Consider the following 12,519-nt stretch of genomic DNA (forward strand, 5'->3'; position numbering starts at 1 on the left):
CCTAATTGCCGCCTCTTAAACTCATAATGGTTTGTCAGGGAGCTCTAAACCTATTAGCCTAAGCTGTCTGAGAAGGTATTCCATCTTATCTATCTTTATGTTGGCAATTGAGAACAGTGCCAATTTATCAATTATTAAGCGCAGCTCAACTTCAATTAGTTTCGATTGGGTTAGTCACCTAGGAGTTTTATTGCATATTCCAAAGCAGAGTCTTTATTCTCGTCAATATCTTTGATATTTGGAAATTCAAATACACGATCTACAGGAATTCCAACAAATTCATAGCTTTGTCCTCCACTGTCGGTATAAACCTCATTAGATAACGTAATTCCCCAACCATTAGGTAGTGCTTTTATCAACGCATCACTTAAGGCTCCATAACTGTTTTCACCGATGAATGTCACATCATTCCTCGCCTTTAGCGCTATTAAAAATAGCTCTGCTGCACTTGGCGTGAGGTGACTGGTAATCACAACAATTTTACCAATAAAAGGTTTAATGCTTGCGGGAGAAACAAGTATGTCTTTTTTTTCACTCATACCAGTTGGCATTTTGAAGCTTTTAGTGCCAATTCTAAGCGGGTTTTCAATAAGGTAAGACATTATTTGGAGCGCGACTAAATCACTGCCGCCAGAACTATCTCTAAGGTCTATAATCAACCCCTTGGAGCTATTAAAGTATGGCGTTACCTTTTGCATTACTTCCTGTGTTTCACGTTCAGCGAAACTTTCGATTCTAAAGTACGAACCACCCCCTTTGAGTTTTGCAATGAGGAAATTATCTGCTAGATATTGTGCAGGTTTCTTGGCAGAAAAATAGGATTCTACATTGTTTATCCATTGAGAATAGGTATACCGATAAACTTGCGAAATATCTGAAAATTCAGAGTGTTCAGACAGGTATTCTTTCAGCTTTTTTTCTGAGTCGGATTTTCTAGGTGGGTAATGGCTTAGCCTCTTTAAAGAACCATCAATCAAAATCGCATGACCATCTCTAATATATTCAAGAAACTCGTCAATAACCTGTTGTAGTTCATTCGGCGTTGTATTGTTATCTACACGCTTGAGCCACCGAGACTTCAATGCCTTCCAGTTTAGCTTTCTTTCTTCAGTGAATGCGTAATGTTCTGTAAAGCTATCTAATACAACTGTTAATATCTTACGACTATCGAATACATGACTATTGCTTTGAAAACTATCAAACTCATTAGACGTGCAAGCTTTTGGTAAAACATCAAGTTTTATGACAGACAGAGGAAATAACTTATCAAAATTTAACTGTTTCGAACTTTCATCAATGGCTACACCATCTCGCTCAGCTTCATCAGTTAAAAAATGATTTAAAAAACAATAATTATCACTGATATCGTAGACAAGTGGTTTTTCACGATTCGTTAAATCAAAGACATATCCATACCCTTCAGTTTGCCAAATGGCAGTTGCTGAAGAATGAAAACTACTGAGAACTGTAGTTATTAAAAACAACAAACCAATGCGTAGCTGCTTAACCAAACAATCCATATCAATCCCTTGAAACAGTTAGGTGTTATTGCGAGTTGGTGTTAATTTTTCTCTAAAAAGTCTGGCCGGCCGTTATTATTTTTATCTTGTTTACCTTCTTGCTTGTCGGTTGTGCCGTCGCCGTCTGAGTCGTCATCTTGCCAGTTAAATTGGCCATCATTATCAACATCAAGCAGCTTTACTGGGTCCGCTAACAAATACTCTAAGCCATCAATAATGCCATCGTTATCTTGGTCGTTTTTATTTACATCGCTCAATAACCTGCGCTCTTTTCGGTCGTCAAAGGCATCTACATCGGTATCGTGGAATACGGTAATTTTATAGCTTAAATCATCGCCACCTGCATAGTTGTTATCCATTACGCTTAGTTGATAACGGCCCGCTTTAAACAATTGAAAGTGAACAACATAGGTGCCATCTTTTGAAAATGGCTTCATAACATAGCTATCGATAACCAAACCATCGGCATTTGAAATATACACTTGTGGAGAAAAGCGCTCTGCTTGTGTCGTAAAAAACGCAGTGATCATCGTTCCTTCTGACGCATCAAAGCCAAATAAATCGCCTTTATCAACACGCGATGAAATTGTGCCAGCGGCAATAAAACCATCATCGAGTTTCGCGGGTGTCGCAATGCCTGGGTTATCATTCGGCTCTTGCTCAATAAATACCGGATAGTGATGTTTCGTTACATCAAATGGGTAATCATCAATCACGTCCAGTATATCGTCACCGTCAGTGTCTTTTTCATACCAAGGTGTATCACCACAGCCACTTAGGACCATAGTTGCAATAAAGAAAAGACCGAACGGTCGCAAATTGAAAGGCATAATGCGCATCCTGCGTTAAAAAATGTGAGTGACTAGGGTAACCGAAAAAGTACACAGTAAAAATATATTTATGAAAACAATACCCTAGATATTTTTTTGCATATTTAAACGTTAATTGATCGTTTTTATAAATCGTAACGTTTAACTAAATGAAGGGTCGATAAGGTGTTGCTCACCTTTACTAGCCGAATTAATTACCCCTTCGCCATGTGAACAAAAAAAGCGCACTCATCTATGTGCGCTTTTTCATTTGTGGTTAATTTAAATCGGCTAATTCTAATTGCTTAAAAGCCGCTTAATTATTGCCAAGCATTGCTGGTATCTGGTTGTTCGCCCTGATTCCACCATTTTGCCGTGTAGGTTTTGCCTTCAAATACCGCTTTATCGCCGCCCACATAAACTGCTGTCGATTGCCACTGTGCAACCGTTGTTGGTGGCTCAACGGGCGGCTCAGCAGGCGGTTCGCTAGGTGGCTCTGTTGGCGGAGTTACCTCACCAATTAATTGCCATGGACCACCCGCACTTGGTACATCACCTTGTGTCCACCATTTTGCTTGATATTCAGCGTTTTGATACACCACTTTATCGCCTTGCAGATAAACCTTATCCGCAGACCAAGTGTTGCCTGCTGTTGGCGGCTCGACTGGATCGGGCAAGGTATCAACTAACCTTACTTCAGGCCAATTTGCGTGTGAGGCATAGAAATTAGTAACGCATTTTTCATAATCGCCCGGTACCAGAGCCGAATACGCCGTTTGATATGCCACTAGTTTACACTCAAATGCATAACCACCGGGTCTATCTGCGTAATACGCCCAGTCGCCTTCCCAGTTGGTGTAAAGCACGTCGGTTGCGCCTTCTAAATTTAAGCTGCCATACGGGGTTTGTTGCCAACACGTATTTTCTTCATCCATTTCAATCGGTATTTGATAATGCGCAGATAGCCCTTCCCAGTAGCGAATACGATTTACCGGCTGACCTTTACCTTTATTTTGTGCACCACATTCAATGCCACCATTAATAATGTTGATGGTAGTGCCAAAACCGTATCCGATCCCTGCAGATGTTTCGCGCTCTGACGGCGTCCATGTACGATCTATCACATGTAACATTGCCGGCTTGGGCGCTTGTGGCGTTAAGAAAAACCAAATCGCCGAGGCTAAATTTAACCATGAGTCTGCAACCAGTGCTGGGTTATTTAACAGTACCGTGGCATCACCATCAAACATCGCTTCTGAGAAAGCGCCATAGTTAAAATGATACGACAATTGTTTTGCACCGCGACCAAAATACCCTTGATTTGGTGCACATGGCCAGCGACGATTTTGCCAGTCATTTTGACCACATCCCGTGGTGTAACCGGGTTGCCCTTCAGACCAGCCCATTTCTCTTACGTGTACAAGCGCTTGTTGCCATTCTTCCAAACCTTGCGGGTTATCTGAAGTATTGTCTTTTGCAATATGGCCGCCCGTTTCTTGGGCAAAATGGGCAAATGCGGTGACGATTGATCGTTGACAAATCGCATCGGCATCTCGTCCATCGATATAATCACCACAAAACGCTGGGAACTTACCAATTGCGCGTAAAAAACGCGTGTAAGTATACTCAGGTGCAGCCATTTGAGTTAAAAAGTCCCATTGCGCTTGACCAAAAACCCGCTCTGCGCGCTTTACATTGGCGGGGTTGCTAGCGGCATTTGGCAAAATCGCCTCAACTAACGTGTTATCAGCGGTGCGTAGCGCATCTGACCAAATTGCGTACATTGGGTTTGCGGTTTTAGTTTGTGCCGCAGTCGCTACTTCGCTTTTTAACAGCACATAACCATTTGGGTTTTGTGGGTCGGGTTGCACATTAAGTGCGTGCGTCGCAAGTGGCGTTAACAGCGCTAAATTTAGCGCCAACGCTAACTGTGTTCTTTTCATTTTTCTGCCCTTATTGGTTAACCTCAAGTGGAGATAACGAATGTACTTCTAACGGTTACTTTTACTGGCTTAACCGTAAAATGTGTTGGCAATAAATTCACTCTTAATGCGCGCTATTGTTCCCAGGGCTATGCCTTGAATTTTACAAACACTTGTCGCAAGCGCTTTAAAACAGCTTTATCTATTTCAACTTATGTACTTTCACTATGTGTTATCTGATCCTGAGGTTAGTTATTCTTGGAAACGTTAACAATAAATTAACGTACCGAATACTGGTACCTTTTGACAGCGTTGTCAAATTCTATTTTTAATAAGGGACTCATCAATAGTATTGGTTAAGCAAAACCATAAAAAAGGCTTACAGATTCGGGCAAGCCGTATCGTTATCACGAACGGTAAAATGAGTATGGGCAGTTACACGTAACATTATTAGTGTTGGATTTTCACGCTGTAGCAAAAGCGCATAAGGTAACAGCGTTAAAAAGTAATTAATAAACAATAAAGTATGAGTTTTGGAAGATACCTTGTTTGATTACAGGGAATTCATAATCAACAGCTAAAAAATACCATAAAAAACACTCATGCTAATTACACATGAGTGTTTTATGTCTCTCACTTAATTTCAGTGCTGGCACGCTAACAAATTAAGTTTGGTTGAGTGTTTACTTTAACTTCGAGCGCTTAGCAACAAATACCTGCGCTACCAGTTTATCCCATGTTTCACTTGGGTACGCTTTTACCAAGTCATTATTAAATTCACTAAGTTCTGGCATATTACTAATACCTATTTCAGCGAAATAATGACCTTTTACCACCATAAATTGATGTTTAAACGGCACTAAATAACTGTGTTTAGTTAATGCCTGCTGCGCCTCTTGGTGACTTGCAAACCATTTATTTAAAAAACGATCGCATGCACTTGAATGCAACACACTACCAAAGTTAGTTTGCCCAGTATTATCAGCGATTTCTGCCGATAACAGCTGATGCAACTGTTGCCAATCAAATAGTCCCGCGTCTTTCGCAACAAGGTGCTGACACATTTTTAGCTTTAACTCTGTCGGGTGGTTTTCATCTAACCTGTAATACTTTTTTAGCCGTTTTAATACATTTGTGTTACCACTTTTTGCCTCTTTTAGCAGCGCTTTCGCTAATGATTTGGCGTGTTTTAATGCATATTCCATTAAAGCTCCTCCTTGCGAGCTTGCGCCATTTGGCAAATCGTCATCGCGCCTAAAACAGCCGTTAAAAACACTAAAAATGTAAGGCCATAATCACTTAATATTGAAAATAAAGTGACAAATGGCAATTCTAAAAACGCCACAAAGCCAAAGTAATTAAAGGAATAAATATAAAATAGTAATATCGCTAACGGCAGTGCTGCTCGAAAAGATTCATGTAACTTGGTAGATAACAACCCAAAATTACGGGGGTAAGATTGCAGATTCATAACAAATCAAAACTCCTAAGTTCTTTTGGTGTTCCGCGATTACCAAACTTATTTGTTTCGAATGTTTGAATGTATTTTGATGAGAGTGACATCGTCTTTAGCGGAGAAGGCGTCTCTAAAACCTTAACCGCATGCTAAGGCGTGTTGTACACAATGTCAACTTGTTGATGAACTTATTCTTCTCTTACATTTAAATTTTTGAACATAAATAATAAATTAAATGTCTGAAAATGGCTAAAGCAACGCCCAACCTCACCCGTTATGATTGATAGCCGAACCTTGCTAAATAGTGCCATATTTTTTTGATATCTTGTTCATCATAATCAAGTTTTGTCACTGCTTCGCCCACTATTTTTGCATTAATTTTGCCGTTTATAGCAAGCCGTTTAGCCAGTTCAATAAACTGTTGGCCGCGATAATTTGGGTATTGCTGCATCGCCTCAATACTAAGCGAAAAACCTTGATGCCACTTTACAGGCACATCTAATGCGTTTGCTTGCAGCTCAATTTCAGTACCGCGATAGATAGGGTCGAGTACCACATATTCAATATCGTTTTTTAACAAAATTTCGCCATGTATATGCGCTTCGATGTAATCATCAAGTAAGTCTTCACTTGCAACATTGGCTTTATTTATTAGTGATTGAACATGACTAAACACGGCGAAGTCTTCGGGTTCAAAATAACTGTCTGGATAACAGAAAGTAGTGCGGGTGAGTATATGTGGTTTTAACTGAAAATACGCAGAGCCAAAACGCGGTGATGCACCAAATTCATACTTGCGAAAGTTAAGCGCGCCATACTTTGGCCTTAATGCATTTTCAGCGTTATCGTAAGCGCCATCAAATACGCGCTGCTCCCAAAGCCAGCGCTCTCCACCAGCGTATGCTGTTAAACCGCCATTACTGGTGCCTGTTTCAAATTGCGATTGTAAATAACCCGTTTTTGCTATTGCTAGCAACAGCGGCTCGTTTTGGTTAGTAAAACGATCAGGGTGAAAGTTAATCGTCAGAGGGCAGTCAACAACGCTCAACGGCCCTTTTGACTTTAAGTGAATATTTTCAATCGCTTGTTTAACGGCATTTTCCATGATTTTATTACTTCAACGAACAGACCACCTTTATCACTATTCCAACACTGCACCATCTTTATTAGTTAAACAGTCTTGTTATTGCACTCGAATGATGTAATCTATATTGCATAAGTTAATTATAAGGTATATGCAACAATATAAATGTTAAGGCAGATATTTGTAGATAGTGACATAGATTCGCTTCTAAATAATGCATGTACGGGCAAGTTTGCGCTTAAAGATAAGTACCTTGTCAGTCAACTTGCTTACGTTCCTTTGTCGCTTACAGAGCATAATTTATTAAAGCTACATCAGTTAATAAATGACAAAGGCGAGGTCTATCGAAAGTGGGTTTTGCCAGCGGCCTACAGCCGAAACAAAAAAGATCGCATTATCGAAGTGCCAGAGGTGTTTTGTTTGGCGCTTGAAAGCTATCTTGATTGGTACGAACAGCAAGAAGTACCTGCACACTACAAACACAATTTAGGTACGTATCGAGGCTTTAGTGAATATGCACCTGCATTGCTCAATGATCGACTTAATGAGTTTGCAATGAGCGAGCGAATAGTTAAAAACGGCATTAACAAACAGCCGACAAACTTAAGAACCAAAGTTAATACGCTACTTAAAAAGGCTGGTTTAGATTGGGCTACAGCGAAAACCTTTGAAGACTCACTCATCATTTACTTAGCCAAGAATGTTGATCATGGTGTTGTAGCCGATTTGTTTGGCTACGCATCGAGACAAGTTGTAACAGATAAATATAACGGTAATTTGCTGCAATTATCAGACGCTATTAATAGCGTTTATTCACGAGTAAAAGTAACAGGGCATTAAATGACAGGCAAAGAATTTGAAAAGCTGATGAAAGATAACGGCTATAACCAAACCAGCTCAGGCGAGCACTGGGGTGTGGTTCGTCAGACAATGGGAAACTGAAAAGGATATGCCAAATATGGAGACAGAAGTTAATAGAAGCTCTTTATTTTTTGAGTGTGAAAATTTTAAAAAAGCATATATAACCGCTATAAAATCTATTTTTGAAAAATACAACACTGACTATGATGTAGTTATAGATATTTACGATGAGAGCTTTGATTATGAAGAAATGCTTTCGATTAATTTCATGGAAGATATCGAGGTTTTATCTATTAATGAAGAGCCCGACGAAGGAAAGACGCCTATTAATGAATGGTCAGATACAAATATTTATCTTAGTGGATTTAAGTCTGACTTTGGTTACATGGCGGATGGAGAACAAGGCCCCTGCATTCTCAATGAACATCTATTGAATTTAGATAACTTGATAAATAACTCACAGTTGATAAATAGCTTAGAGTTTTTTCACGAAAATCTTTATTTACAAAGAGTTTCAATTGAGGATCATGAGAAAAAACCATCATTGATGTTTTCTAATTTCAAAGTGTCGCATATTAAATCTATAGAAGAAGTTGGTATTCTTTTGGAACCTAACTTTCTCTTTAGTTATAAACTACTTAAAGAAGGGCATAACTCACCTGTGGAGTTCGACCATTTTTTTGCTATTAAAGGTAAAAATTTAGATCTTGAAACATGTAGAAAAGCATGTCGCAGTTATATTTATGAAGCAAATAGTCTCCTAGATATTGAAATATTTCCTTGTCCAAATATAAATAAAGAATATTACGAAAACATCCAATACGATGAAGATTCAGAGCATACTCCAACGCGAGAATTGATTGTGTGCGAAGATACAGACCGTGTTATTCAACTATATAATAAAGCTCTATTTGCCAATGATGAAGAACTAAAAATCCTTTTCTTCGTGAAAGTCATTGAATATGTATCAGAGACAGTTGTTAGACATCAGATTACGGAAATTGGTAGAAAGGCTTTGAGCAGCAAAAGAGCTTTAAAGCCTGATGCTAGTTTTATTAAAGAGTTACAAGAACTGTTCAATGAAAACACATTCAGAAAGGATTCAGAAGCCATTAAATTAACTGTTCAGACTTGCTCCTATATACGAGATGTTGAAGCTGTCGTTCCAGAATTTTTGAAAAACAAATTCAATAAGCATTTGCAAAAATCAGATCAAGAAGCTCTTGGATATTTAGCATCATGTATCAGCGCGACTAGAAACTCAATTGCACACTCAAAAGCTAATTACAAAAAGACAGGTAATGAGCTTAATGAAGCTCATTATCATGAGCTAATAGAACTTTTAAGAGTATTAGCTGATCATAGCGTAAGGTGGTTTTCAGCGCAAAGCCCAGTGTCTAGGGTTGTTGCTTAGAGGCTAATTCAATTCAATATTGGAATAACGCTAAAATAATAAAGGGAATGTTTGAAAATGAATAAAGAATTTGAACTCTTGATACAAATAGAGTCAGGCGAAGTGGCTATTGACGAACTATCGAACCCCGATCAAATAATAATGGTTGGCATGGCTTTTAGTAGACCTGATTTACTCCCAAGCAGTAAAACTCAAAAGCAATTATTGGATGGATTGCCAAAAAGTAAAAAAGAAGCTATCGATGAATTTCTGGAGCGTCCACTAATCTTAACTAACAAGATTCTAGCGCATAACATTAACCAGCCCTTCAGTGATGAAATTAAAGAGGGACTACCATTAAAATCGTGTACGCCACTGCCCTTTGGTAAAGACTTGATTAAGTTTGCAAATGAAGACGCCGCAATAATTACACTTAAACAGCAATTTAATGTGAGTAACTATTTGTGCTGTCAAATTCAATTATTAAACTTGTTAGCTCGACATTATGGTTTTATTGGTACATACAAGCATCCTTTCTTACAGCTCAACACAGGCTCAGTTTCAGACAAAATAAAAGGAAATCCGTTCTCTAAACATGAATCGACAGCTTTTAATGGTGAGGTTTTAAAAGGTTTAGATCATGATCACATTGAGCTCTTCGCATTTAACACTAAATATGGACGAGCTTCATTATATAAAAACTATGAGTTTGAAAATTTAAAAGCTAACAAATTAGATGACACTAAGATTAGAGTTGACTCCTTCAATGATCCCTTGCAGCAGCTTGTAGCAGCGCCTATCGAAGCCTCAAAGATGGCCTATGACTTGATGGCAGAAACTGACGAAAACGTTTGCAAAAAGAATCCTACAGATAGAGGAAAGGTTACAGGTCCTTGGTTGATTAGTGAAGCGGATGGAGAAGGCAAAAGAAGGTATTTATGTATTACTCCACATGGTAATCCTAAATATCCAGACACAGTTATAAAAGAGATTATTGATAGAGCAAAATCCTTTTACTAAGCATTGGAATAACTATGAAAAGAGATAAGTTAAGTAATAGAGATCATGAAGATATGGATGCCTTTATCGGTGCAGTTATTGATGACTACAAAAATGGTGCCGTCTCAAAGAAAGCTATGCTAGCAGGCTTAGGGCACGTAATTGGCGCGATAGATAACGGGAATCACGATGAAGCTAGGCAGTGGTTTAAAGAAGGGCGTAAATTCATTAGGGAAACGCTGAACGATTAACTATCACAGGTATTTTACCTCTAAGCATAAGTAAGAAATTCAATAAGGACGAATATGTTTACAAATATCAAGAAAGTAACTGGATTAGTTGTTTTACTCGCAATAAGTGCTTGTTCAGATGATGTGGATTTACCAAGTTACAAAATCACTCAAGATAGTCTTAAAAGCAATATAAAAAGAACTGTGGAAGTCGAACTTCCAGCTAGAGTCGATGAAGAAACCCTAAAAGCATTAGCCGAGAAAATTCACTCATTATCGGACGTAAGTGTTGAACGTACGTTCATTGGGTATCAATTAAAGGGAGATCATAAAAACCAAAACTATTGGGCAACAACTCACTACAACCCCCATTTAGACGTAAATATCATTGGTGCAACAGCTGAAGCTTACGAAAAGCTGATCAGTATGCAAAACCCTGAAGGGGAAGTCTTAGGTTCATGGGTGGTTAGTTGGGGTTATACCTATAAAATGACAGTCTACCGTGTAAATAACAAAACGTACGTACGCAATACGTTTGCTGATGGCAGCATGGCCGATGAGGAAGTAGAGCTATCCCAAACAGGGCAAGGGTTTAAGCTCCAAGATGAGGCAGGAAAAGGCCATGGTGAGTATTACATTATTAACAACTTAGGTAATATTGAGTTTTGGGGTAAAAGCGGTAATTTTTACACTGCAACAAAAAGTTAGTATTGATTGTTATGAAGTGCTTTTGCCGATGCAAAATTGGAACAATTGGAAAAAAGGAAAGTAAAAATGACAGACATCTCAGCCTCTTTGGAAACGCTTTTTAAACAAGGTTCAATTGCCGCCTCAGAATACATGAGTGATGCAATTATAGAGATAGATAAACAATTTGGTGATGGGTTTGCCAAAAAAAATCCAGCGTTGGTTGCCGCGTTTATGCAAGCCGCTATAAGTGATTGTGGAACTAATGTTCAAGCTAAAGTAATAGGTGAAGCAATCGAAGGCTTGAGCGATGCTTTAAACAAAATGGGCAATTCTGTTGATGAGATTGCCGAGCACTTTTTTAATAATTAATAAGATCACATATTGTTGGAATAATAATGTTCAAAATTAAGGTTTTTACTCCCAGTGATAGCATTAAGTTTTGGTATGTGAAAAGCATTAAGAGAGGTAATAAGAGTTTCGCTGGAACAACTGATATATCAGATGCAAAAACTTATAAAAAAACAAAACCAGTCATCAGCCTTCTAAATTATTTTTTAGAAAATGGCATAAACTATGCGCTGCTAGATGCGAACAGCGATGAAATACTGAATACTAATAAGGTAATTTGATTATGTGGGCGGTTATAAAAGTAGATGAAACGTTGAAGTTTTATAACTTTCAGACAGAGCAGTATGAGGTTGTTAGTGATATAAAGTTTGCCCATGCTGATGAACTGGAAAGCATTAATGGAATATCTATTAGTTTTGGTGGTTTTACAAAAACAGTTCTTGATCATGAGCGTAGTATTAAAATTTTACTAAAACATGGCTTTCCATTATTTATGAAAAAAACTGATGCTAGAGAAGCCGCTAAAGCTGTTAATTTAACTGGCTATACGTACACTCAATTTGAAGTTAGTAAGATTCAATTATGAAAGGGAAAGAATAATGAAATTATCCGAACTAATAAAGCAGCTACAAGAAATAGAAAAGTCAGTTCCTTTTGATTCTGAGGTTGTGACTGGTGAAGATTGGATGCCTCAGAGTATCGTACAAGTTTACCATGAGCCACCGTATACGTTTATTCAGTTCGAACCATCATCTGAAGATATTGAAGAATAAGGCAGCAGCAGTTAATCGAAGTATTGGAATAACAGATTTAACAAAAAGCAGCTAGTTAGCTGCTTTTTTGCATATAGGAAGCGCCTAACCTAACAGCTGTTTGCTCACATATTCATTTGCCGCTGCTTGTTGCATTTCTTGCCATGATGAAAAGTTTGTGCAATTGGCGATATGAATGTCCCACTTATCATCAGGAATTACTTCGAAATCACTTTCTGTTTCAACGCTATATCCTGACGCATTTAGCAACTTTTCAAATGTTTTATGGTGCGTGTTATCGGCAATAAATTTATCTGTCATCAGATCATCTAATGGAACAGATTGCTTGTTCTGAAGTTTTTTGAGGTTTTCGGAAAATTGCTTTAAGCCATTCGAATTTAAACCCATAATTTTCTCCTGAAAATTAATTTAAATTATATGTCGAACTCTGATAC

At 38.2% G+C, this 12,519-nt stretch carries 16 protein-coding genes; 9 read left to right on the top strand and 7 right to left on the bottom strand.

Translation table 11 applies throughout. The features are described from left to right. Positions 1-170: 170 nt before the first annotated feature. From AN214_RS13810 to AN214_RS13835, 6 genes are all read right to left on the bottom strand, one after another. Positions 171-1,520: a S41 family peptidase gene (locus tag AN214_RS13810; RefSeq protein WP_054980257.1), complete on the bottom strand. Its 1,350-nt coding sequence runs from the start codon at positions 1,518-1,520 to the stop codon at positions 171-173. Positions 1,521-1,561: 41 nt separating this feature from the next. Next, on the bottom strand, positions 1,562-2,350 hold the full coding sequence (locus AN214_RS13815; protein WP_054980258.1) for a hypothetical protein: 789 nt from the start codon (positions 2,348-2,350) through the stop codon (positions 1,562-1,564). A gap of 299 nt (positions 2,351-2,649) precedes the next feature. Then, the gene (locus tag AN214_RS13820) at positions 2,650-4,272 is read right to left on the bottom strand and encodes a chitinase (protein WP_054980259.1); all 1,623 of its coding nucleotides are present in this window, start codon (positions 4,270-4,272) and stop codon (positions 2,650-2,652) included. Between the two features lie 662 nt (positions 4,273-4,934). Beyond that, positions 4,935-5,456 carry a hypothetical protein gene (locus tag AN214_RS13825; protein ID WP_054980260.1) on the bottom strand — a complete coding sequence of 174 codons (522 nt, stop codon included), beginning with the start codon at positions 5,454-5,456 and terminating at the stop codon, positions 4,935-4,937. After that, positions 5,456-5,722 (bottom strand): hypothetical protein, encoded by a 267-nt coding sequence (locus tag AN214_RS13830; RefSeq protein ID WP_054980261.1) that lies wholly within the window; start codon positions 5,720-5,722, stop codon positions 5,456-5,458. Before AN214_RS13830 ends, AN214_RS13825 begins: the two co-directional genes overlap by 1 nt. Positions 5,723-5,981: 259 nt before the next feature. Next, positions 5,982-6,812 carry a DUF3626 domain-containing protein gene (locus tag AN214_RS13835; protein ID WP_200911134.1) on the bottom strand — a complete coding sequence of 277 codons (831 nt, stop codon included), beginning with the start codon at positions 6,810-6,812 and terminating at the stop codon, positions 5,982-5,984. Positions 6,813-6,956: 144 nt separating this feature from the next. Between AN214_RS13835 and AN214_RS23025 the strand changes: the two genes are divergently transcribed. The 9 genes from AN214_RS23025 to AN214_RS22725 all read left to right on the top strand — a co-directional run bounded on the left by AN214_RS23025 (position 6,957) and on the right by AN214_RS22725 (position 12,085). Further along, on the top strand, positions 6,957-7,631 hold the full coding sequence (locus AN214_RS23025) for a hypothetical protein (protein ID WP_235576759.1): 675 nt from the start codon (positions 6,957-6,959) through the stop codon (positions 7,629-7,631). Positions 7,632-7,749: 118 nt separating this feature from the next. Further along, positions 7,750-9,066, top strand: coding sequence for a hypothetical protein (locus AN214_RS13850; RefSeq protein ID WP_054980264.1), 1,317 nt, complete (start codon positions 7,750-7,752; stop codon positions 9,064-9,066). Between the two features lie 57 nt (positions 9,067-9,123). Further along, the gene (locus tag AN214_RS13855) at positions 9,124-10,065 is read left to right on the top strand and encodes a hypothetical protein (protein ID WP_054980265.1); all 942 of its coding nucleotides are present in this window, start codon (positions 9,124-9,126) and stop codon (positions 10,063-10,065) included. 14 nt (positions 10,066-10,079) lie between these two features. After that, positions 10,080-10,295: a hypothetical protein gene (locus AN214_RS13860; RefSeq protein ID WP_054980266.1), complete on the top strand. Its 216-nt coding sequence runs from the start codon at positions 10,080-10,082 to the stop codon at positions 10,293-10,295. 54 nt (positions 10,296-10,349) lie between these two features. Next, a complete protein-coding gene (locus tag AN214_RS13865; RefSeq protein WP_054980267.1) occupies positions 10,350-10,982 on the top strand; it encodes a hypothetical protein in 633 nt (210 codons plus the stop codon). 66 nt (positions 10,983-11,048) lie between these two features. Next, the gene (locus tag AN214_RS13870; protein WP_054980268.1) at positions 11,049-11,333 is read left to right on the top strand and encodes a hypothetical protein; all 285 of its coding nucleotides are present in this window, start codon (positions 11,049-11,051) and stop codon (positions 11,331-11,333) included. Positions 11,334-11,359: 26 nt separating this feature from the next. Continuing rightward, a complete protein-coding gene (locus tag AN214_RS13875) occupies positions 11,360-11,593 on the top strand; it encodes a hypothetical protein (protein ID WP_054980269.1) in 234 nt (77 codons plus the stop codon). Between the two features lie 2 nt (positions 11,594-11,595). After that, complete coding sequence (locus AN214_RS13880; protein ID WP_054980270.1) at positions 11,596-11,898, top strand: hypothetical protein; 303 nt, start codon at positions 11,596-11,598, stop codon at positions 11,896-11,898. 13 nt (positions 11,899-11,911) lie between these two features. Beyond that, complete coding sequence (locus tag AN214_RS22725) at positions 11,912-12,085, top strand: hypothetical protein (protein WP_161805687.1); 174 nt, start codon at positions 11,912-11,914, stop codon at positions 12,083-12,085. Between the two features lie 84 nt (positions 12,086-12,169). On the opposite strand, the gene AN214_RS13885 is transcribed toward AN214_RS22725, so the two are convergent. Next, the gene (locus tag AN214_RS13885) at positions 12,170-12,472 is read right to left on the bottom strand and encodes a hypothetical protein (RefSeq protein ID WP_054980271.1); all 303 of its coding nucleotides are present in this window, start codon (positions 12,470-12,472) and stop codon (positions 12,170-12,172) included. Between the last annotated feature and the right edge of the window lie 47 nt (positions 12,473-12,519).

The organism is Pseudoalteromonas sp. P1-9 (assembly GCF_001399975.1).
Lineage (GTDB): Bacteria > Pseudomonadota > Gammaproteobacteria > Enterobacterales > Alteromonadaceae > Pseudoalteromonas.